Here is a 22,070-nt window from a genome sequence, read left to right as displayed (position 1 = left end):
TTTTAATGAACGGATGAATACACCCGCATTGCATCCGGCAACACGTCCGCAACACCTCGCCATCCTCATCGCTACCGCCGCTATGTTGTCCTTAGCGCTGGCGATGGGCATCGGTCGTTTTGCGTTCACGCCCCTGTTTCCATTGATGCTGCGGGATGGTGTGTTGCGCAGCGATGCAGGTGCGTGGCTGGCCGCCAGTAATTATCTGGGCTATCTGATTGGCGCGCTGTGTGCCAGCCGGGTGCGTTTGCCGCCCGCCAGATTGCTGACGCTCAGCCTGATTTGCATTGTAATCGTCACCGCTGCGATAGGCATCACATCGTCTGAGTGGGCCTGGGCTGTGTTGCGTTTTCTGGCCGGTGTCTTCAGTGCATGGGCCTTGATTGCCACCAGCGCGTGGGGTCTGGGCTGGATGGCGAATCTGGCCAGGCCCCGTCTGACGGGTCTTATCTATGCTGGCGTTGGGCTGGGTATCGTCGCGGCGGGTGTGTTCTGTTTGTGGGCGGCAGAAAAAATGCCCGCCAGAGCGATGTGGATAGTCTTAGCTTGTCTGGCGTCACTGGTCGCCCTATTGCCACTGATCGTCAGCTTTTATTTTCCCTTACCGCCAGTTGCAAACAGCGTCGCTACACCTGTGAATGCCGCGCAAGTGTCAGCATCAGCATCAACTTCAGCATCCGGTGTGGCGGGGCTGATCATCTGTTACGGCATGTTTGGTTTCGGCTACATCCTGCCGGCGACGTATCTGCCAGCACAGGCAAGACAATTGCTGGATGACCCGCAGATATTCGGCTGGGCATGGCCCGTATTCGGCATGGCGGCTGCCGCATCGACCCTGATCGTTGCAGGCGTGCTCGGCAAGTGCAATCGCCTGCATGTATGGGCAACGTCCCATGTACTGATGGCAGTCGGCGTGATATTGCCCTGCATCTGGCTTTCGATGACCAGCATCGTGCTGGCCGCCTTGTTCGTCGGTGGAAATTTCATGGTCATCACCATGCTGGGAATGCAGGAAGCCCGTGCCCGCGTCGCCGCCAACCCGACCGCCGTTCTGGCACGCATGACCGCCAGCTTCGCGTTTGGACAATTGCTTGGCCCCGTCGTCGTGGCCTTGATGAATACATTTGCGGCCGATCACGCAAGCGCACTCCGCTACGCATTGCAACTCGCAACCGCCTGCCTGGTGGCAAGCGCCATTTACTTATGGCGCAGAGCTGAATCGGCACAACGTCTTTGACGGTAATACGGTTCGATAACACTGGAAAATTGCCTGACCCCGCGAAATACCTGACGACTTGCAGGTGAAAGTTAAAATGAAAGCGAATAAACTGCGAACTGCATTCGCGCGGCACTTATTCGCATTTACTGATGCAGATGGTGCTGCGCATCGCATCTCTGAAGACATCACCGCAACGAGAAAAAAATGGTCATTTTAAGAAAACCAGAATTCAGTGATATTGCTGAAGTCAAAAAATTATACGAACAAAGCACTTCTTTTCATCAGCCGTGGACTTATGCGCCGCGCGATTACGAGGTCTATATCAGCCAGGAAAACCGGTATTTTGTTTGTTCCGCAACGAACGGCAATATTCTCGGCACCTTCCATATCTCCGGCATCGTGCGCGGCTATTTTCAATCGGCGTATTTAGGCTACGAAGTTTTTCACCCTCATCAGGGGAAAGGCTACATGCGCAAGGGCATGACACTGCTCCTGAAAGAAGCGTTCGAAGAATTGCATCTGCATCGGCTCGAAGCCAACATACAACCGGAAAATCTGGCATCCATCCGCCTCGTGTCAAACGCCGGTTTTGTGAAAGAAGGATTTTCTAAAAACTATTTGAGAATCGGCGGGCTGGAGTGGAAAGACCATGAACGCTGGGCGATCATCAACGCCATGTGGACAGAGCAACATACCTGACTGGCCGGGTTCACACAAATCACACCTGCTGCCAGGTGCGCTCAGAGCACACCAGTTTGCTCACTTTCAGCCCGTGGAAGGGCTGAATATACTAGGGGGTGTATATTTAAAGCCCCTTGTTTTATGCTGAGAATAAGGTGTTTTTGGCACATACTCCCCGATTTTTATCAAAATGAGGATTTTTAAGCGGTAATTTTTGGTTGTTGCAGTTTGTTTCAATGGCATGTTGAAAATTGTCTTTTTTGACACTTCGAGTTAATCTTCGTTTTTGTCAAATTAAATCAAGTCAGGCTTCTGAACAGAGGGGTTATCGATGGACGAATTAGATGTTGAATATGCTGGATTTTGGGTACGCGTAGGTGCTACCGTTATCGATACTTTGCTGTTAATGGTTATTTCATATCCAATTCTTATTTCAATATACGGTTGGGAATATCTCGGTTTTGAGAAGATTGTGGCGGGGCCAGTAGACCTCTTGATCACGTGGATTTTTCCGGTTGTTGCAGCCATTTGGTTTTGGTCGCAAAAGCAAGCCACTCCGGGTAAGTCAGCATTATCTTTACGCATTTTGGACGCGGACTCCGGCAAGAGCCTCTCAATTGCTCAAAGCCTGGGACGATATTTAGCCTATTTTATTTCGATAATTCCAATGGGCCTTGGTTTGATCTGGGTCGGTTTGGACAGAAAAAAACAAGGATGGCACGATAAGCTGGCACGCACCGTTGTTGTCAGAGAAAAAAAACGCAGCCCGGAACCGGTTCGGTTTCCCAAAGCCTGATCCATCATTGCACCAGACCTGCTGTGGCTTCGGGCATCTGATGTCGAAGCGACGGTGTTTCGTATCGTCATGAAGGATCACGATGCGGTGCATGTTTTCTCATTTGTGCGCGTTCAGAAGAGCCGCCCGGATGCTACACTGCAGTAAGCAACGCACTTACAAGGAGGCACTATGTCCGTCGAAAAAATATACTGGTTTCCGGCAAAACGTTACGGCTGGGGCTGGGGTATTCCCAACGTGTGGCAAGGTTGGCTGGTGTTGTTTGTGTTCCTTTTGCTGGTAGTGGCCGGTGCTGTCGTCTTGCTGCCAACGCAGGGGCAATTGATATTTAATCTCTACCTCGGAATCATCTGCGCCGCGCTGATCGCAGTTTGTCTGCTCAAAGGTGAGCCACCACGTTGGCGCTGGGGCTCGCGCTAAGCCTGGTTCTGGTGCCGTTCGAGGCAAGCAAAGCGCATGTCGCAGAATGCGCAACCGGCCGATGATTAACGTTCACTATTCCGCAGACCTGTATCGTGATTGAGGCTCGCACTGCCTGCAGGACATCATCAGTGATAATCTAAAAATTCGTGGCACCTTGATCGTGTATTCAGTGTCGCGGCACACTCCTCATTTCATCAGAATTTTTTATGAAGCAATTTTTAAGCGTAAGCGAATACATCGATTTTGACCATCCCGCCATCCGGCAAAAAGCGCAGGAACTCGCGGCATCCGCTGGCGCGACCAACACGCATGAACTGATACGGCACATCTTTCATTTTGTGCGCGATCAGATCAAACACAGCTCCGATTACAAGCTCAACCCTGTGACCTGCAAAGCGTCTGACGTGCTGCTGCACGGCACCGGTTACTGCTACGCCAAAAGCCACTTGCTCGCCGCGCTGCTGCGCGCGAACGGCATTCCGACCGGGCTGTGTTATCAACGCTTGTCCGTCGCTGGCGACGGCGCGCCGTATTGCCTGCACGGCCTCAACGCCGTTTATCTGCCGGAACACGGCTGGTACCGGATCGATGCGCGCGGCAACAAACCCGGCGTGGCAGCAGAGTTTCACCCGCCGCAGGAAGCGCTCGCATTTCCCATCCTCGCACCGCAGGAACGCGATCTGCCCGAAGTCTGGAGTGAGCCTTTACCCGTCGTCGTCACCGCGCTGCGCAGCTACGATACTTACGACCAGGTGCTGGCAAATCTGCCCGATGTCGAGCTGTTCGCCTGAACTACAAAAAGCGCAGGGCGCTGATAGCGTGAGCCGCGCCAACTGCGTCGTTTACTCCAAATTTTGTCTGTCGAAGGGCTAAATATACTGGGGGGAGTATTTTTAAATGCCCTTGTTTTATGCTGAGAATAAGGTGTTTTTGGCACATACTCCCCGATTTTTACAAAAATGATCGTTTCAAAACGGCGATTTATGTGCTGTTGTCAGCGCAGCAGGAAATGCAAATCCGCCGCGCCATCCCAACCCTCGCTCCCACCATTCAAGCCTTTCCTATTTACGGTAGTCGACGCAGGCCAGAACAAAGCGGACCAATCCAGCCTCAATGTCGTTACCGTTTTTCAGTGGCGAGTACGTCATACTGGCACTGCAATCTATGCCGAATTTAATCGAGAACTTGGGGAGGGATGCGTGTTCATGGCAGGCATACTGTGTACTTCATCGGTATAACGAAAAGCCTATACCAGATAAGGACATGCGACGCATTGGAACTCGTTGCTTATTTTTTATTCATCTGATATTTTGCCAATTTGCACTTTAAAACAAGTTAGACCTCCACGCATGTTCGACCTAGCAACACTACGCCTCCTTGCCGAATGGGAGCCCATCGGCCCGCATGATGAAGCGCTGGCGCTCTCTTCCGCGAATACCTTTGCCGCAGCGCTCAACCGGCATTCCGATCTCAAAGCCGAGATCGGAGATCACACGTATAACAACTACATCCCTGTTTATGTGTACATGCCAGCTGAAGTTGTGCGGTATGCCGAGCCAAACGGCTACATGCGTGCCAACTATCAGTGCGTACTGCTTTACTTCCACCACCTCGCCGCTGTGGCTGCAATGGGCTTTTCATCATGGGGCGAAACGCTGCGGGCCGACGGAACATGGAGCTCTCGTGGCTACGGGGCGCTCGATTTGCCGGAGCTAATCAGCCCTTCACAAATACCGTCTGACATGCTTCGGGCACGTATCAGCGAAGCGCTACAGGGCTGCGGCTATCTCGTGGCATCTCCGGACTATTTGCGGCAGGATGCACCGCAAGGATTTGAACCTCTGCAGCGTAGCGAGGGCATGCCGCCATGGAACAAGCTATTCCACCTGCTCTTTCAGTTCAATGACTGACCTATCACCTATCCACAAGCCTAACTGGGCGGTCAAGCGGACCCCAACACCGGCCATGGCTTCGCCATTTTCATGGCCAGTGTTGGTGCCCTCTGCCCTATCGGGCTACGGTGCCGCTTACCTTTGGCGTTAGGCCGCAGCAGTATGAAACTCCTAGTTTTGTCCGTCCTTAGCGTCCTCGTTGCGTTCCCATGTTCCGCAAGTGAGCTCTTAGCGCAGTCGCGTGACCGTAAGGTCAGAGTGGAACGAATGCCCGAAGTTGTTGAGAAGGAGTTCGAAGGTTGCGGCTGCAGTTTTAGTAGCAGTCGCAGTAAGTTCTCGACGGTTATGGCCTGGATCTATGGAGGAAAAGACCCAGCCGAAGCCGCAATTCAGATAAACGGAAAGACAGAGCGTCAAACACTTGTGGGAGAGAAGAGCCGGAGGAAGGGCGGCCCTGACTCTGAGCCCCAGGTCGGCGATAGCACTGAGTACAAATTCTCGTCACCTACCAGCGCAACTGTCCTGAGCTGCAAGGTGTCTCAGACCTGTTGGGGAACGTCTGGCTGTGAGTACATTGGGTATTCTTGCGTTGCGAAAGTAAGTTCGGCCGGCAGTCAGGTCACGCTTTCCGTATCTGGGGGCTGCGGGTGCTAAATCAGCGGCCTAACCAGTCGTATATGGACTCCCCCCGAAGTACAAGAAATTAATCAATAGTTCTGGCGCGAGGAATAAGCCTGCAGTCGTATATCTCAACGTCGAAATTCACACCCAAAAGTGACATACCCATCTGAACAGGAGGGTGTTGACGCTCACTATCCAACACCCCATTTCTCACAATGACCAGACAGATTTATTCTGGAAAGCGGACGAGTTTTTTACTCTCTTTGGGCACTTGATATTGTGCGACATTGAGCTGCATCGCCAGCAAAGAATAATAGGCATTGATGCCAGTTAAATCGACGACGCCTTTTTTACCAAAACGTTTTTCGGCGCGCGCGAATGTGGCGTCTGATACGCGTTTGTTTTTATGCAGCTCGGTTGAAAAATCATACACAATTTCTTCATCTGCAGTCATGCCGACAGGGCGAGTGCCGTCGGCGATGGCGTTGGCGATTTCTGGTTTGATGCCCATTTTGAGCGCGATCGGGTAATGCACGTACCATTCAAAATCCTGCGTCCATTCGCGTGCCGTGATTAAAATTGCCAGCTCGCTTAAGGTATTGCCTATTGCCGAGTTGTAGCGCAAATAATCGCCCATGGCTCTGGCCTGCGACATGACTTGCGGGCTGTGCATCAAGGGTTCAAACGGGCCAAATACGGGAACCTTACGAGTCGCCAAAAACTCTTCAGCGGCCTTTTTTTGTTCTGTTGTGTATTGATCGGGCGGTATGGTCGGAAGCCGTTCAGCGGCGTAAGCGGAAGTCGAAATCAAACCGGCAGCGATACTGGAACAAAGTTTATTTTTCATGGAGTCTCCTCAGGGGTGAACGTAAAATTGGGTCAGATAAACAGGCTCAACATCAGTCAACAAGCAAGCGCTCTGCGCCAGAAATCGGCGGTCTATTTTTACAGCGGACAACGACGCTGTGGCAACATCCGCTGCGTTTGCAAACACACTCGACTGAATGATGAGTTGAAGTCGATGACTCATTATCCTTCAGCATCAGAATGCCTGCAGGGAGATCGAAAATGCCGATACCACCGCGCGAAATCTATGCCGTTGCTGGTGATGTTTTCGTTAGCTATCACATTCCCGCAAGTGCTGATTTGGTAAATGCTGGCTTTGCATAGCGCCGCACGTAAATGCGCAGCGCCATCCAAACCGCTTGCTCCTGCCATTCAAGCCACCCCGTATTTCCGATAGACGACGCAGACCAGAACAAAGCAATCCAGCCTCAATGCAGCACCACTTTTCAGTGGCGAGGACGTCATCCTGGCACTGCACCGATACCAGATAAGGACTTGCGACGCATTGGAGCTCGTTGCTTATTTTTTATCGATCTGATATTTTGCCATTTTGTACTTTAAAACAAGTTAGCAAGCCACATGAGCGCAACTTTATCTAACAGTGTTTTCTCGGTAAATGAAGACCCATTTTGTATCTGGGATGTTTCATTGAACGAACGGAATTTGGACTTTTTAGAGCAATTTGATGCTGGATATTTTGAATATCTTGCAACCACGGCACTGAGAGATATTGAAGACGCAGAACATAAAAAACACGCGGCGCTATTAATGCGCCAAGGCTTGTACCACGGGTTGGAAACTCTATTTTCAATGCTGGGTGCGTTGATTCAAGCACCTGATTGTGTCTATGGTTGGGTTCTTAAATGCAATCCGGGTGATGTCCGGAAAATTGTTGAGCGCATTAACTGCGAAGATGATTCACTACCTCGGAAACTGGTATTGGATAAGGTCTCTTGGAAAGAATTGTGCAGCATGATTTTCTCATACTCGAATTCAGAGCCAAGTGAAGCCAAAAAGAATGCCGATAACTTTTCTATCCTTTGGCAAAGGTTAGCAGCCCACTACCTGAAGGATGAAAACGTACTGGAGTACAACGGAATTAAGCATGGTTTCAGAATCAGGCAGGGAGGTTTCGGGTTACAAGTTGGAATTGAACACGAATATGGTGTTTCCCCACCACAGGAAGAAATGAAAACCATTGGTTACAGTGAGTTCGGTTCATCGTTCCTCACGCTTGAAAAAGTACCGACGGATGAAAAGGCAAACCGTAGTTATCGGTCGAAGAAGAAATCATTGAACTGGAGTGCTGAGCAAGTGGCGCAACTACTACAGCTTGTATCGATGTCTTTGAGCAATGTAATTGCCGCCCTGAAAATTTCGAACGGTATGCAACCATCTCAAGTCCAATTCGTCCGCCCTACCGAGGCGGATGCATTTGAAAGACCTTGGCAGGTATCTACGGGTGTTACAAGTATCACAATGGATTATTCAATAGACGCATCGTGCTTTGAGATAACCACGAAACAACAGCTTGCTGAGATAGTGCGCATAACAACTGAAGCTTGCAAACATGATGTATCTCGCTAACCCATCATTCAACCTGGACTAGCGCGATACAGCTGCGCCAGCCGGTTGATTCCACGTTAGACACCCCAAATGGACGCATAGCTACACGAGGTTTAGAAAGAGCAATATGATGAAGAGCCTGGCTACCTGGCCTATGTTTAGCGGGGGCAGATCAGGAAGGTTTTCGAGTGCTATCAGATCGTAATTTAATGAGGTAAAAAATCATGACAAAAAGTGCGGTGTATCGGCCAGTAGCGACAATCAATTTGCTGTGGGTGCGTAAAGACGGAAGTGAGGTGTCGGTGGTCGGGCAGATCGGTGAACCTTATAAGCTCGATGAGTTGTCATGGGCTTGTCCGGCGGAACTAAAGGGTGTTGATCCTCAATACCCTGATATTCAGGGCGGTAGTGCGATGCAGGCGATTTGTCTCGCTATCCGTTTGATAAAAACAAGGTTGGGGCATTTGCTGGATGACGATGAGTGCATCTATGAGATTGAAAATCTGACTGAAAAATTAGATAAGGCATATTTGGATATTGTGTTCGCAAGTTAAATGACGATTTGGTTATTGGTGGGACTTACGCCAAATCACCTAGTATCGTTGTTGTTGCTTCACCTTAATTAACTTCATACCTGCATTTCAAAGTAGATATCCAACACACAGATCGCGTCAGGGACGTGCGGGCATCCGCTCACCAAACGCTTACTCTTGACATCTCTGTTTCCTGCCGCTTTTCACTTCACTATTTCTCTGATCTGCTCCGCTGAATTTCCATCTGATATGGTTTTTCATCCATTTCTGCCACTGTTTTTTGCTTCTGCTCCGTAGCACACTGGCGTCGTCAATACCAGTGGTGATGGTTCATGGTGGGTGATGCGGTGGTGGGTGTTCTGCATCGGTTTTATCTGAACTGTCTCTTTTTATATCCACAGGACTGACGCAAAACCGCCACGGTGGCGTGATGGCTCTCGGTGATACTGCTTTTGCAGATGTGCATTGCTTGTATCGCTGGCGCTGATGGTGATGTTCTGTAAATCCATGTGAGGCCATGCCTTGCCGGAACAAGTTTGCGTTATTCCTCATCCGTTGTCGTGTGCACTATGCGGTGGCGGGGATTAATTTCTGTTTTTCTATTGAGTGAAATGATGAGTCAGGCAGACGCACGCGTATCCGTAGTGAGTATTTACAGGAAGTTTGATGACATTTATGTCAGGCAGTCGAAGGGGCGGTATACCAACTGGCGCTGGTTTTTTGTCTGGCTCACGCAATGCGTGTTTTATTGTTCGCCCTGGATGAGCTGGAATGGGCGGCAGGCAGTGTTGTTTGATCTTGCTGCGCGTAAGTTTTATTTATTTGGTTTGGTGTTGTTTCCGCAGGATTTCATTTTTCTGGCGGTGCTGCTGATCATCTGCGCTTATTCCTTATTTCTGTTCACGGCGGTGACGGGGCGGGTCTGGTGTGGTTTTTCTTGTCCGCAAACGGTGTACACCGAGATTTTCATGTGGATAGAAAATAAGATCGAGGGGCCGCGCAGTGCGCGTATGCGGCTGGCGAAGCAGTCGATGAATCTGGAAAAATTCACTAAAAAATTCAGCAAGCATACGGTGTGGGGATTGGTCGGTATCTGGACCGGGTTTACCTTCGTCGGTTATTTCATTCCTGTGCATTTGCTGGGTAGCGAAGTGCTGAGTTTTTCTTTGGGGCGGTGGGAAGCATTCTGGATCTTGTTTTATGGTTTCGCGACTTACGGCAATGCTGGTTTCATGCGTGAGCAGATGTGCCGTTACCTGTGTCCGTATGCGCGCTTTCAGGGTTCGATGTTTGATAAAGACACGTTGGTTGTCAGTTACGATAAAGCACGCGGCGAGCCACGGAATGTGTTGAATAAATCTGATCCTGCGATGATCGCGAAAGGCGGTTGTATCGATTGCTCTATGTGCGTGCAGGTATGCCCGACGGGTATCGATATCCGTAATGGCTTGCAGCATGATTGCATCGGTTGCGCTGCCTGCGTCGATGCCTGCGATAGTGTGATGGACAAAATAGGCTCACCCCGCGGCCTGATCCGCTTCACGACAGAAAATGCAGTGCAGAACGGGCTGACAACGAAGCAGATCATGCGCAATATTCTGCGTCCACGGGTGCTTATTTATAGTCTGATTCTGATGTCGATGGTAGGTGCATTTGCTTATACACTGACGACGCATGTGCCGTTAAAAATGAATGTGATTCGCGATCGCGGTAATATGGGGCGGATAGTGAATGATGGCGCGGTAGAAAATGTGTATCGCCTGCATATCATGAATTCGGATGAGCAGGCGCATCGTTATCAGATTCGTGTCAGCGGCATTCCGAATATCATGCTGGAAACGGCCAATGAAGTGACGCTGAGCCCGACAGAATCCAGAATTGTACCGGTGACGGTGCGGGTGCCGGGCGGTGACGGTGTGCAAGGTGCAAATCCTATTCATATCGAATTGCAGGCGCTGGATAATGAGCAGGTGAAAATTTCTGAAAAAGCGACGTTCTTCGTTCCACGCCAGTAGTCTGCTTAGTGTGCTTATAGCGGCCGTGCTGATAAACCTACGCAATAATGCGCTGGTCAGCACCGCTGCAATTCAGGTATAACTGTGTTGAAAAGATGGCTGCGCAGATAGAAAAAATATGAAATTGTATGAGACCCTGGCGGAAGATATCGCCCAATCCATCCGCACCGGAGTCATGAAACTCGGGGACAAATTGCCATCGGTACGTGAGACCAGTATCAGTCGCAGTGTCAGTCCGTCTACTGTTTTTGAAGCTTATTATTTACTGGAAGCGCGTGGTCTGATACGGTCCAAAGAGCGCAGTGGCTATTACGTGATTGCGGGCGCAAAAAAGCTGCCGCCGGAACCGGAGCGCGTTTCCAGCCCAGCCAGCAGTTCGACCGAAGTGGACGTCAGTCGGCTGGTATTTGATATTCTGGAAGCGTCCAAAATGCGCGATGTTGCGCCTTTTGGTTCGGCGTTTCCGAGCCCCTTATTGTTTCCGTTTGATAAGCTCGCCAGTTCAATGAATGCCAGCATGCGGGTGATGGACCCGTGGAGCACGGTCGATGATCTGACCCCCGGCAGCATTCATCTGCGGCGACAGATTGCCTTGCGTTATCTGGTCAGCGGTATGCATGTGCATACCGACGACATCATCATCACCAGCGGCGCACTGGATGCGCTGAATTTATGTCTGCTGGCCGTGACCAGACCGGGCGATGCGGTGATTATTGAGTCCCCTAGTTTTTACGGTGCCTTGCAGGCACTCGAACGTCTGGGTCTGAAGGCGATTGAGGTGCCGACGCATCCGCGTGAAGGCGTCGATCTGAATGCGCTGGCGCAGGCGATAGAGCAGCATCAGCCGAAAGCATGCTGGCTGATGACGAATTTCCAGAATCCTCTTGGCAGCCAGATGTCGGATGAAAAAAAGCGCGCGCTGGTGGAACTGATCACCCGTTACGAATTGCCGCTGATTGAAGACGATGTGTATGCCGAGTTGTATTTCGGCGAGCGCCGCCCGTTGCCGGCAAAAGCCTTTGATAGCAAAGGGCTGGTCATGCATTGTTCTTCGTTTTCTAAATCATTGGCACCGGGCTTTCGTGTCGGTTGGGCGATACCGGGGCGTTTTACCAGTGCGGTCGCCAGACATAAATTGACGACGACCTTATCGGCTTCTGTTCCGGCGCAAGAGGCGCTGGCGGATTATCTGGCGAAGGGGCAGTTTGATCGCCATTTGCGGCAGTTGCGGCATGTTTTATCGGTGCAGCAAAGCGCGGTGATCGAGGCGATAGCCCGTTATTTTCCTGCTGAAACTAAAGCGACGCGGCCGGGGGGCGGCTATTTTTCATGGGTAGAATTGCCAGCGCATGTGGATGCCTTAGAGGTACATCGGCGGGCATTATCATTGGGCATCAGTGTTGCGCCGGGGCCGATGTTTTCAGCGCAACGGCATTTCAAAAACTGTTTGCGTATCAATTATGGACATCGCTTTGATGCACGTATGGATGCGGCCTTGCAGACATTAGGAAAATTGGTGATCAGCCTGATGTGATTGTCGTGGCTGGTGTTGTGATGAATGGCTAATGCTAGATCAAGACGAATTCGACGCAAATTTCGCACAAGATAAGCGAACGTTAGCGCTCAAACTTCAATAGAATACAGTGGCTGTATTTTCTGGTTATGCGAGTAAAGGCTCATCGGATAACCGCCTGATCAATCATCATCACACTTAATTTTTTCCATGAAGCTGTATACCTATTTTCGCAGCTCGGCTGCTTATCGTGTCCGCATTGCGCTGAATCTGAAACAACTGCCGTATGACGCCGTGGCTGTGCATTTGCTGCGCGATGGTGGTCAGCAGAAGCAGGCGGAATACAAACAGAAAAGCCCGCTAGGCATCGTCCCTGCGCTGGAGACTGAACATGCGGTGTTCACGCAGTCGCTGGCGATCATCGAATGGTTAGATGAAACTTATCCGCAAGTCGCTTTGTTGCCCGACGATGCCGACGGACGCGCTCGCGTCAGAGCGATTGCGCAGACCATCGCCTGTGATATCCACCCTCTGAATAATTTGCGGGTACTGTCTTATCTGACAAAAAACATGGGCATGACCGAAGAGCAGAAAAACGACTGGTACCGGCATTGGGTGAATGAAGGGCTGGCAGCGGTCGAGCAATTGCTCGCCAACGACCCGCGCACCGGCATTTTCTGCCATGGCGATACGCCGGGATTGGCGGATTGCTGCCTGATCCCGCAAGTATTCAATGCGCGCCGTTTTCAATGTCCGCTGGACGATTTGCCCGTGATCAGCCGCATCGTTGCTGCGTGTGAATTGCTGGAAGCATTTCAACTGGCGGCACCAGCACAGCAATTTGATGCGGAATAGTTTGCACGTCGTCGCTCGGGGCTAGAAAAGGCGCTGGCTGGCAACGCTTGCCTAGCTTTATGGTAATATATGAATTGTTTATGTTTCATATATAAGAAAAGCCATGGGCATCGTAAAAATTTCCGAACAAATGCATGAGAATCTGCGTGTTGCCAGCAATGCGCTCTCTCGTTCTATCAACGCGCAGGCTGAACACTGGATGCGTATCGGCATGTTGGCCGAAATCTACCCTGATCTGGATCACCGCGATATCTGTCAGTTGCTGATTCGTGCCGAACAGGCCGGTGGTTTCGATCTGGCGACTTTATCGTCTATCCGTACCGCCGGACCAGGCACAGGTGCCGCCGTCGGAGGTGTGCAATGAGAGGCGCTAAAGTAAAAATCAATACGCCGGACGAAATCGCCATGTCACGTGCCGCCGGCAAATTGGCGGCAGCGGTGCTGGATATGATTACGCCGCATGTCAAACCGGGCGTCAGTACCGAAGAGTTGGATAAGCTGTGCCATGATTACATCGTGGATGAACTCAAGGCGATTCCTGCCAATATCGGCTATCACGGTTTCCCAAAAACGATTTGTGCTTCGGTGAATCACGTGGTTTGTCATGGTATTCCGTCACCGACAAAAATTCTGAAAAAAGGCGACATCGTTAACATCGACGTGGCTGTGATCAAAGATGGTTGGTTTGGTGATACCAGCCGCATGTATTTTGCCGGAGAGCCCAGCCCACAGGCACGCCGACTGGTGAATACGACTTATGAGGCAATGCGGGCGGGCATCATGCAGGTGCGCCCGGGGGCGACGCTGGGCGATGTCGGCCATGCTATCCTGAGCATTGCACATCGCGATGGTTTCAGCGTGGTACGTGAATACTGCGGCCACGGTATCGGTAAAATTTATCATGATGAACCGCAGGTGCTGCATTACGGCAAACGTGGTGAAGGTTTGCGCCTCGAAGAAGGCATGATTTTCACGATAGAACCGATGATCAATGCGGGCAAACGCGGCGTCAAAGAATTGCAGGATGGCTGGACTGTCGTGACGCAGGATCATTCTTTATCGGCACAATGGGAGCACATGGTGGTGGTGACAGCCAACGGTTTTGAAGTGCTGACACCATGGCCAGACGGCACTGGTACATATCCTGCAATTGCCTGAGTTATTTAGTCAGCCCTTTCCTGATGATAGAAAGTGGCTGACTGCAACGCCATTCAGTGGGCACCGGTCGCGGAACTACCTGGTGCGAAGCGATTCAGAACATGGCTGGTCATGCCCTTGGCTAATTCTTCTTCACCAAAGAATACGGAACCGATACCCTCGTTGTGTAACAGGACGGATTCTTCTTCGTTATGGGTACGCAGAATGATTTCGATAGCCGGGTTGAGCGTGCGTGCCGTTTCAGCCATCTGGCGGACGTTGATCGTATCCGGCGTCGCCACCACCAGCATCGCTGCGTTGGCGATATGTGCCTGAATCAGCACAGCCGGATCGCCTGCATTACCTGACACGGCGGCACGACCGTTTTTACGTAAATCTTCTACCACTTCACGGTTTTGTTCTGCCACAACGTAAGGAATACCGCGTTCATCCAGCGCTTTCGCAATACGTCTGCCGACACGACCGTAGCCGACCAGCACCACTTGTCCCTCCAGATATTTGCGCTCGGTACTCATAGGCAGTTCGGCGTAAGGGTCGAGATTAACTTCCAGGCGACGTGCCAATGCCGAACGATCCAGTATCCAGCGGCGGAACGGTGATATCGCGGTAAAGACGAAGGAATTCAGTGCGATAGAAATCAGTGCGCCCGCCAGAATCAGATTGACACCTTCGGCCGGTAACAAACCGATGGATTTTCCGAGCCCGGCCAGAATGAACGAGAATTCGCCGATCTGGGCGAGGCTGGCGGCAATTGTCAGCGCCGTATTCAGCGGATATTTAAAGGCCAGTACCAGCGTGGCCGCCGGGATGGAGTTACCCAGCAGGATAATCGCAACCACGCCCAATACATGCAGCGGCCGGTCAACCAGCACCGACGGATCAAACAGCATACCGACCGAGACGAAAAACAGTACCGAGAATGCGTCGCGTAAAGGCAGCGATTCTTCTGCGGCACGATGACTGAATTCGGATTCGCGCATGACTGAACCCGCAAAAAATGCACCGAGCGCGAATGACACTTTGAATAATTCGGCCGCACCATAGGCAATACCAATCGCTGTTGCGATCACGGATAATGTGAATAATTCACGCGAACCAGTGCGCGCAACCTGCCACAGCATCCACGGCAGCAGGCGTCGTCCAACGACCAGCATCAGTACAATAAATGCAGTGACTTGCAGCAGTGTCTGACCTATTGTTGACCACAAAGAACTGCTGTTGGCCACGGCAGTATGACTGCCGAGTATGCCAGCCAATGCAGGCAGCAACACCAATACCATGACCGTCACCAGATCCTGTACCACCAGCCAGCCTACGGCAATTTTGCCATTCATGGTATCGAGCAGATTGCGTGCTTCTAATGACTTCAGCAACACTACCGTGCTGGCACATGATAAGGACAAGCCGAATACCAGCGCCGCACCAAATGACCAGCCCCACCATGAGGCAAGCCCGATACCGAGTAAAGCGGCACATCCCATCTGCACGATAGCTCCCGGCACGGCGAGACGTTTGACTGCAAGCAGGTCGGCAGGCGAAAAATGCAGGCCTACGCCAAACATCAGCAACATGATGCCGATTTCAGAAAGCTGCGAAGCGATATTGACGTCGGCTACAAAGCCTGGCGACGCCGGTCCGATAATGATGCCCGCTACAAGATAACCAACTAAGGCGGGTACTTTAATCCGTTCAGCGATGAAGCCAAGAATGAGTGCGACGCCAAAAGCGGCCGCGACAGTGGTGATCAGAGATACGCCGTGATCCATTCAATCCCTTTCTTCAGACAGCCCGGTGAGCATGACTGACAATGTTACTGAGGTGATACCAGTGCGGGCACTGGCGCAGAAGCTTTCCTAGTCTCTGCCGTGGATGGCAAGACGATACGCAGCATGTGCGTGGAAAGGTAGTGTATCGCAGAGCGTGTGGTGACCATTCGATCAAACTCAATGGTGGTGCCTGCGTATGAATTTTTTCTATAATACTTTGCTATAGCAAGGTCAGACAAGCAATCTGTGTTTGTTCAGAAAGATGACGCGATTGAAGCGACTGCGTTCGCGGTCGCCGCATACAAACTGCGTGAGTTGAAATGCGGTTGGAAGTGAGGAAAGGTAGTGGCCTGATTACTGCAGTTCGCCCATCTGCAAACGCTCAGGCCAATAATTCAATTTTATCAGGGCTTGCTGACCTGTTCTGTATGATCCCGGTCCGGGCGTTTCCAGGGATCGATGTGCGTCATCAGGTTCAGTACGCGGTGGCGTAACATCACGCGTTGTCGGGCTTCAACAGCGATGTCGTGTCCGGCCTCTACCGTTATCGTTGCATCGACTTCTATGTGTGCATCGACGACGATCATGTCGCCCATCTTGCGGGTATGCACATCATGCACGTCAATCACACCCGGGGTTTCGAGCAGCGTCTGACGTATTGCCTGTACTTCCTGATCATCGGCAGCGCGATCCATCAGGTCATGCAGCGCTTCCCAACTGAACTCCCAGCCCATCTTCGCCACCATAAAGCCGACGATCAGTGCCGCAATCGGGTCAAGAATCGGGTAACCAGCCAGATTGCCGATAATACCCAAAGCGACCACCAGCGACGAGGCTGCATCTGAGCGGGCGTGCCAGGCATTGGCAACGAGCATGCTAGATTTTACTTTTTGTGCAATGGTCAGCATGTAACGGAATAACAGCTCTTTGGAAATCAACGCGCTGCCAGCGACCCACAAAGCAATGCTGTGCACCTGAGGCACGCTTTCCGGTGATTCCAGCTTTCTGAATGCTGACCATAACATGCCGATACCAACGGCTAACAATAACATGCCGAGTATCAGCGAGGCTGCTGTTTCAAAACGCTGATGTCCATAAGGATGATCTTCATCCGCATCTTTTTTACTGTGATGGCTGGCAAATAGAACGACAAAGTCTGCCACTAAGTCGGATAGCGAGTGTATGCCGTCGGCGATCAGTGCCTGTGATTTTCCGAATATACCGACGCTGATCTGCAGCGTGGTCAGCGCAAGATTGACGACAACGCTGGTCCAGGTGCTGCGTGCGGCAGCGGCGTTGCGTTCTGCCGCAGTTTTATAGTCATCTTCTGTGTCGTCATGCGTATCGTTGTGCATATCGTTGTGCATCACCATAAATTTGATTCGACATTTCCTGAGCTGATCAGCGTCGCGCGGATGAAACTCTCAATGAAATGATGTTCTGTGAAAAAATTATTTTTAATAGAATAAACGATCTGTCTTCCGGGTAAAAAGTCAGCCGCGTGGGTCTCTCGCTGTATCTGGCTTCCGATCAGAGATGATCCGGCAAAGGTAATGCAAAATTTTCCTCTCTGAACATCCGGGCACAAACGGCAACATATTCAGCATCTAACTGCTTACCTGCAAGCAGTTCAATTTCATGCAGTGCTTTTTCTATACCTAAAGCCGGTCGATAAGGTCGATACGAGGCCATTGCTTCGACGATATCAGCGATCGCCAGTACGCGTGCTTCCGGCAGAATTTCATTTCCCTGCAATCCACGCGGATAGCCGGAACCGTCTATTTTTTCGTGATGCTGATAAACAATTTCTGCAACAGGCCACGGGAAAGGTATATCTTTCAGTATCGTGTAACCGGTGTACGGATGTTCACTCATCAATAGAAACTCAGCATCACTCAGGCGCTTCGGCTTGGTCAGAATTTCAATCGGAATCGCAATTTTTCCTATGTCATGCACGACTGCTGCCATTTGCAGTGCTTGCAAGCGATCGCTACTCCAACCCAGCCGCTGCGCAATGCCACAGGCAATCACAGACACTCTGTCCTGATGACCTGAAGTATAAGGGTCACGATTTTCCATTGTTTTTGCCATCGCACGGATTGCAGCGCCCAGGGCATTGGATAAATTCAACTGTGCTGCTTCACGCTGCTGCCGTTCGCTGTCGATAACGGCATTCTGAGCAAATTTATTCAGCCCGTGCGCAATTTCTCCCGCCAGATGCTCGAATAATTCCAGCATAGTTTTGCCGAAAGTCTCAGGCTCAGACGAGTAAACCGTTAAGGCGCCATGTTGATCGTGTTGATATTTGAATGGAACGGCAACGCTGGCACGAATATTTTCCTGCTTTGCTTTTTCACTCCATGGCGTAAAGCCAGGATTGGTTTCAGCGTCTTTCATCATCTGGGTGAGGCCGCTGCGTATTGCCAGCCCGGTCGAGCCTTGTCCCCAGGGACTGTCTTCTGCCCAACTGACAGACAAATCCGTCAGATAGTTTTTGCTGCAACCGGATCCGGCGGCAATACGTACACGTTTGTCTGCGGTGTTTTCGGCGATACCAACCCAGGCAAGAACGTAGCGATGTTCGTGCGTTAAGGCGTCACATACCAACTGCATTAACTCTTCTGCTGAACTTGCCTGTGACAGTGCCAGTGCGGCACTGGCATACGCTGATAATTCCCATTTCTTCGCCGCCAGTTCATATTCAGTGTCTGCGATGGTTTGCAGATTTCTGAAACTGCCTATCAGCTGGTAACTACCCTGATTTTCAAACATCGTTGCCAGTGAGACTTCCACCGGGATCAGTTGCATCGCTTTTGTCTGTATATACAGATCTTTGAGAACGGCAGGTGTCGATACGGTGAGCAGAGTCGTGTGCAGGGAGCTGCGCTCGTTTTCTGGAAACAATAATTGATATGACATGCCTATCAATTCTGCCCGATCATATCCAGTCAGCAATTCACTTGCGCGGTTCACGTCAAGCAACTGACCAGAAGCCATATCTATTGCAAACAGGGGAAACATTGAGTGATTCCAGGCCATCGTATGTAAGTCTTCATTACTTGCCGCATTTTTTACATCGGCCAAAGAGATGTCCATATTTGAATAATCACTAATTTTATTGAGTAACATGCATAGCTTTGTGACCGATATCCGTTATCTGATCCCGAAAGGAGATGGATATAACGAGTCACACAGGAGTGTCCGCATTGTAATAGATATGGCTGTAATTATCTTGATTCGCCGGATGACAATTATTGTTAACTGCGATTCTGCGGCAGGTGGTGTTGAGCGGGAACAGTGACGGCAGTGGTTGCCGTCAATCAGAAAAAAATGAGCGGATACAAATAAAAAAAGCCCGCAGTCAAAAGAGTGCGGGCTGTTCTTATTAATGCTGAGTTCTTCGTATTGAATCTAAATGCCTCGGCAACAGATTCGGATCTTCATAGACCAGATTTCGTGGCCTGTCGCTCATCGTATCTTTACGGACAATTTCTTTGACCGGCTGCATCGTTGGCAATACTGCACCGGAATTTACGCCTTGATAGTTACGAGCAAATGGGAATACCAGGTTATCCCAGTCGTTGTAATCTTTGAGCACCCTCAGGCTTGTCGTCGTATCCGGATTGTGGATGTTGAACGCAAATGTGCCGCTCGTCTGGCTATTGCTGTTGTCCCAATCCGCGTAAGCGCCAGCAACTGCACCACGGCCGATATTCAGCGATTCGTTCAGGTTATTTTCATCCAGATCGATACTGCTGCCGTTCGAATAATCCATGATAAAGCTGTTGCCGCAAGGCGAATTATCGATATTGCAGATGTTGAGACCAGTAGCCTTGGCGTAGGTTTTGTTGGTCAGATAAAAACGGTTGGCTGCCTGAGTACTACTTGGATTTGCGCTTAAGCCTGGGAAACTATACATGTAGTTCATGATGCTGTAATAGTTGGGCTTGTAATTATTGCTTTCATTACCGCCATGTGAAAGGCCCAGGTTATGACCAAACTCATGCATCAGCGTTGCAGCTTGGGCATTAATCAGATAGGTGACTTGTGTGCCGGCAGTAGTTTTGAAGCCGCAATTCCCTAATGTGATAATAAAATCATTGCCATTGACCTCACCGAGGCCGCTGGAACCACAACTGCCATCCACTTGCTGAGACTGCCCCATAATGACGTAATGGAAAATCAGCTTACGGCGTACATCGAGGTTAGTCCGTTTTACATCGTACAGATTGGTACAGCCGGACGTCGTGACCTTGTCATATTCCATTACCAGACACGGTGTGTAAGGGACGGATTTACCGCCACCAAGGTTGAACGTTCCCGGATTGATTGTCGGCGAGAATAAATTACCTGCATCAATATGTAATGCGATTTTTTTCTTGCCGGCACTGTAGACTTTATTGGCAAAAGTATCGACCAATTTTTGTGCAGCTTCCGGACGCAAAATGATGCCGGGATCATTGCTGTTCATACTGTCAATTTGCATGAACACATCACGTTGACCAGGGCGGGCACCCATAGCATAGAGATCCAGCCCGGCAAAAGTTTTACCATTGATTTTTGCGCTGTCAGGGATGCCGTCGCCATCAGAGTCAACCACGCCGACACCGACATCATTCGGGCCTGCTGGCGTAGCAAAGTTCACTGAAGACCAGTCCGAGCCTGTATTGGTATCCGTCATTCCTGATGCAGCCAGGCGGACGATAGAGTAGCCATACTGGTTCTTATCAAAAGGAAGCGCCGGTGCATTGGCTCCGGTCCACGCGCTGGCAGTTGTCGGACTAGCATTGTTGTTACCAAAACGAACGACATCAGCGGTCTGACCACCTTTGATCAGCTCCAGGAAGCCAGAAGATGTCCAGAAAGGTTTTTGTGCGCTGTTGCCAACATAGACAATCTGTTTGCTATCGACAGGGTTATCCACGGTTCTGCTTGAGACTACCAGATACGATTTTGGCGGAATAGTAACTGACGGCATTGGGAAAGTCGTCGGCGTTGAATAAATCGACCCCTGATCCAGATAAGTGCTACGCAATGTATAGTCGGCCAGATTGATGCTGGTAGTTGCATTCGGGTTATAGACTTCGAACCATGTGGACCCGTTACTGTAATAGTCTGAAGAGACTTCAGAAATCAGCAAATTTTTTGCTGTTTCCACTGCGACAGGCTCTGTATTAAAGACAAAACGCTGCACATTGATTTTATTGCCGTTTGTGAGTGTCATGACACCAGTGGTATTGCTGGTCATCTCGAAGCTGACCACACCCGGGCCGCTTGGCGAAAGGGACGCTGCTTTATAGCCGCCAAACATCGATTGACCGTTAGAGTAGGATTCCAGGTTGCCACTGATCAGATTCGGCGCCAGTAATTTTGCGCTGCTGACATACCATGTCGGCAAACCATTGTCCTGATACATGAAGCTGCCGATGAAGGCTTGCGCTCCTTGGGCTTCGATAAAGAAACCGCGTCCGCCTTCGTCCGGATTCCACCACCAGCCACTTTGGAACTGGTCAGTAGAAGGCTGGAACGCGGTTGGGGTTGAAATCGGAAAAGCCTGAAGCGCGATCACCGTTGTCGCATTGCTGCCTGAGCTGGTGACACTTAACTGGCCGGTTGTGCTGCTGTCGAAAGAGGCGGTTGCCGTCGCGTAGGTCGTTGGTTGCGCTTGTTTATAGGTGCCCAGCAGCGACTGACCGCCGGTATAGCGCAGGAAATCGCCACGGTAACTACCATCAGGTTGTTGATTCATGGTGCTGACATACCAGGTTGATTCACCCGTTGTTTCATACATGAATCCGGCAACGAACAACTGGCTGCCCTGACGTTCAATCGCAAAACCCCGACCACCTTCCGCCGGATTCCAGAACCATCCGGTTCTCGGTTGAACATAGTTTGCAGCCATTGCTTGCACGGAATTTCCGGCCGCGTTGTTGCTGTTGGTTGAACTTGTGTCCGGCGTACTGCCGCCACAAGCAGCCAGCGTGGTGATCAGCACGCTGCAGACGAAAGACTTAAGTAAATGACTGAGCATAATTTGTCTGGTTTGATTTAAGAATAAGCTAAGTTCCGGCAGATAATGTGATTGCACACTCTGATCCACGTTCGAAGCTTAGTTTTTACAAAAGAGATGTTACGGGTAGAAACAGAGGAAGTATTGTTCAACATCTGTCTTTATTCAATCCCGAA

At 50.6% G+C, this 22,070-nt stretch carries 18 protein-coding genes; 13 read left to right on the top strand and 5 right to left on the bottom strand.

The window, feature by feature from the left end; translation table 11 throughout:
• Positions 1-13 precede the first annotated feature (13 nt).
• The 6 genes from H8K38_RS05730 to H8K38_RS05705 all read left to right on the top strand — a co-directional run bounded on the left by H8K38_RS05730 (position 14) and on the right by H8K38_RS05705 (position 5,029).
• Entirely contained in the window at positions 14-1,237 is a 1,224-nt protein-coding gene (locus H8K38_RS05730; protein ID WP_186883851.1) for a YbfB/YjiJ family MFS transporter, read from the top strand.
• 186 nt (positions 1,238-1,423) lie between these two features.
• The gene (locus H8K38_RS05725) at positions 1,424-1,918 is read left to right on the top strand and encodes a GNAT family N-acetyltransferase (RefSeq protein ID WP_186883850.1); all 495 of its coding nucleotides are present in this window, start codon (positions 1,424-1,426) and stop codon (positions 1,916-1,918) included.
• A gap of 313 nt (positions 1,919-2,231) precedes the next feature.
• A complete protein-coding gene (locus H8K38_RS05720; protein ID WP_186883849.1) occupies positions 2,232-2,696 on the top strand; it encodes an RDD family protein in 465 nt (154 codons plus the stop codon).
• Between the two features lie 171 nt (positions 2,697-2,867).
• Positions 2,868-3,116 carry a hypothetical protein gene (locus tag H8K38_RS05715; RefSeq protein ID WP_186883848.1) on the top strand — a complete coding sequence of 83 codons (249 nt, stop codon included), beginning with the start codon at positions 2,868-2,870 and terminating at the stop codon, positions 3,114-3,116.
• A 209-nt stretch (positions 3,117-3,325) separates the two neighbouring features.
• Positions 3,326-3,910, top strand: a complete 585-nt coding sequence (locus tag H8K38_RS05710; RefSeq protein WP_186883847.1) for a transglutaminase family protein — start codon at positions 3,326-3,328, stop codon at positions 3,908-3,910.
• Between the two features lie 558 nt (positions 3,911-4,468).
• On the top strand, positions 4,469-5,029 hold the full coding sequence (locus tag H8K38_RS05705; RefSeq protein WP_186883846.1) for a hypothetical protein: 561 nt from the start codon (positions 4,469-4,471) through the stop codon (positions 5,027-5,029).
• A gap of 832 nt (positions 5,030-5,861) precedes the next feature.
• Here H8K38_RS05705 and H8K38_RS05700 read toward each other — a convergent pair.
• Positions 5,862-6,479, bottom strand: coding sequence for a carboxymuconolactone decarboxylase family protein (locus H8K38_RS05700; protein ID WP_186883845.1), 618 nt, complete (start codon positions 6,477-6,479; stop codon positions 5,862-5,864).
• 578 nt (positions 6,480-7,057) lie between these two features.
• On the opposite strand from H8K38_RS05700, the gene H8K38_RS05695 reads away from it, so the two are divergent.
• From H8K38_RS05695 to map, 7 genes are all read left to right on the top strand, one after another.
• Complete coding sequence (locus tag H8K38_RS05695; RefSeq protein WP_186883844.1) at positions 7,058-8,065, top strand: hypothetical protein; 1,008 nt, start codon at positions 7,058-7,060, stop codon at positions 8,063-8,065.
• Between the two features lie 203 nt (positions 8,066-8,268).
• Positions 8,269-8,598, top strand: a complete 330-nt coding sequence (locus tag H8K38_RS05690; protein ID WP_186883843.1) for a hypothetical protein — start codon at positions 8,269-8,271, stop codon at positions 8,596-8,598.
• Between the two features lie 590 nt (positions 8,599-9,188).
• Entirely contained in the window at positions 9,189-10,592 is a 1,404-nt protein-coding gene (ccoG, locus tag H8K38_RS05685; protein ID WP_317889231.1) for a cytochrome c oxidase accessory protein CcoG, read from the top strand.
• Positions 10,593-10,710: 118 nt separating this feature from the next.
• Positions 10,711-12,126, top strand: a complete 1,416-nt coding sequence (locus H8K38_RS05680; protein ID WP_186883842.1) for a PLP-dependent aminotransferase family protein — start codon at positions 10,711-10,713, stop codon at positions 12,124-12,126.
• A gap of 189 nt (positions 12,127-12,315) precedes the next feature.
• Entirely contained in the window at positions 12,316-12,960 is a 645-nt protein-coding gene (gene maiA / locus H8K38_RS05675) for a maleylacetoacetate isomerase (RefSeq protein ID WP_186883841.1), read from the top strand.
• 103 nt (positions 12,961-13,063) lie between these two features.
• Positions 13,064-13,324, top strand: a complete 261-nt coding sequence (locus tag H8K38_RS05670) for a ParD-like family protein (protein ID WP_186883840.1) — start codon at positions 13,064-13,066, stop codon at positions 13,322-13,324.
• Positions 13,321-14,118 (top strand): type I methionyl aminopeptidase, encoded by a 798-nt coding sequence (map, locus tag H8K38_RS05665; protein WP_186883839.1) that lies wholly within the window; start codon positions 13,321-13,323, stop codon positions 14,116-14,118. The genes H8K38_RS05670 and map overlap by 4 nt, the downstream gene beginning before the upstream one ends.
• 53 nt (positions 14,119-14,171) lie before the next feature.
• On the opposite strand, the gene ybaL is transcribed toward map, so the two are convergent.
• The 4 genes from ybaL to H8K38_RS05645 form a co-directional block, all read right to left on the bottom strand.
• The gene (gene ybaL / locus H8K38_RS05660; RefSeq protein WP_186883838.1) at positions 14,172-15,884 is read right to left on the bottom strand and encodes a YbaL family putative K(+) efflux transporter; all 1,713 of its coding nucleotides are present in this window, start codon (positions 15,882-15,884) and stop codon (positions 14,172-14,174) included.
• Between the two features lie 404 nt (positions 15,885-16,288).
• A complete protein-coding gene (locus H8K38_RS05655; protein ID WP_370587070.1) occupies positions 16,289-17,251 on the bottom strand; it encodes a cation diffusion facilitator family transporter in 963 nt (320 codons plus the stop codon).
• A 163-nt stretch (positions 17,252-17,414) separates the two neighbouring features.
• Entirely contained in the window at positions 17,415-19,013 is a 1,599-nt protein-coding gene (locus H8K38_RS05650) for an HD domain-containing phosphohydrolase (RefSeq protein ID WP_186883837.1), read from the bottom strand.
• Positions 19,014-19,269: 256 nt separating this feature from the next.
• Positions 19,270-21,915 carry a hypothetical protein gene (locus H8K38_RS05645; RefSeq protein WP_186883836.1) on the bottom strand — a complete coding sequence of 882 codons (2,646 nt, stop codon included), beginning with the start codon at positions 21,913-21,915 and terminating at the stop codon, positions 19,270-19,272.
• Between the last annotated feature and the right edge of the window lie 155 nt (positions 21,916-22,070).

The sequence above is a fragment of the Undibacterium sp. FT79W genome (assembly GCF_014284215.1).
Lineage (GTDB): Bacteria > Pseudomonadota > Gammaproteobacteria > Burkholderiales > Burkholderiaceae_D > Undibacterium > Undibacterium aquatile.
This window is presented reverse-complemented; position numbering and strand designations above follow the sequence as displayed.

Excerpts from the sequence above, each read along its gene's own strand:
- H8K38_RS05725 (WP_186883850.1), top strand. The coding sequence starts at position 1,424 with ATGGTCATTTTAAGAAAACCAGAATTCAGTGATATTGCTGAAGTCAAA.
- H8K38_RS05670 (WP_186883840.1), top strand. The coding sequence starts at position 13,064 with ATGGGCATCGTAAAAATTTCCGAACAAATGCATGAGAATCTGCGTGTT.
- map (WP_186883839.1), top strand. The coding sequence starts at position 13,321 with ATGAGAGGCGCTAAAGTAAAAATCAATACGCCGGACGAAATCGCCATG.
- H8K38_RS05680 (WP_186883842.1), top strand. The coding sequence starts at position 10,711 with ATGAAATTGTATGAGACCCTGGCGGAAGATATCGCCCAATCCATCCGC.
- maiA (WP_186883841.1), top strand. The coding sequence starts at position 12,316 with ATGAAGCTGTATACCTATTTTCGCAGCTCGGCTGCTTATCGTGTCCGC.
- H8K38_RS05695 (WP_186883844.1), top strand. The coding sequence starts at position 7,058 with ATGAGCGCAACTTTATCTAACAGTGTTTTCTCGGTAAATGAAGACCCA.
- ccoG (WP_317889231.1), top strand. The coding sequence starts at position 9,189 with ATGATGAGTCAGGCAGACGCACGCGTATCCGTAGTGAGTATTTACAGG.
- H8K38_RS05730 (WP_186883851.1), top strand. The coding sequence starts at position 14 with ATGAATACACCCGCATTGCATCCGGCAACACGTCCGCAACACCTCGCC.
- H8K38_RS05645 (WP_186883836.1), bottom strand. The coding sequence starts at position 21,915 with ATGCTCAGTCATTTACTTAAGTCTTTCGTCTGCAGCGTGCTGATCACC.
- H8K38_RS05650 (WP_186883837.1), bottom strand. The coding sequence starts at position 19,013 with ATGTTACTCAATAAAATTAGTGATTATTCAAATATGGACATCTCTTTG.
- H8K38_RS05705 (WP_186883846.1), top strand. The coding sequence starts at position 4,469 with ATGTTCGACCTAGCAACACTACGCCTCCTTGCCGAATGGGAGCCCATC.
- ybaL (WP_186883838.1), bottom strand. The coding sequence starts at position 15,884 with ATGGATCACGGCGTATCTCTGATCACCACTGTCGCGGCCGCTTTTGGC.
- H8K38_RS05655 (WP_370587070.1), bottom strand. The coding sequence starts at position 17,251 with ATGCACAACGATATGCACAACGATACGCATGACGACACAGAAGATGAC.
- H8K38_RS05720 (WP_186883849.1), top strand. The coding sequence starts at position 2,232 with ATGGACGAATTAGATGTTGAATATGCTGGATTTTGGGTACGCGTAGGT.
- H8K38_RS05710 (WP_186883847.1), top strand. The coding sequence starts at position 3,326 with ATGAAGCAATTTTTAAGCGTAAGCGAATACATCGATTTTGACCATCCC.
- H8K38_RS05690 (WP_186883843.1), top strand. The coding sequence starts at position 8,269 with ATGACAAAAAGTGCGGTGTATCGGCCAGTAGCGACAATCAATTTGCTG.
- H8K38_RS05715 (WP_186883848.1), top strand. The coding sequence starts at position 2,868 with ATGTCCGTCGAAAAAATATACTGGTTTCCGGCAAAACGTTACGGCTGG.
- H8K38_RS05700 (WP_186883845.1), bottom strand. The coding sequence starts at position 6,479 with ATGAAAAATAAACTTTGTTCCAGTATCGCTGCCGGTTTGATTTCGACT.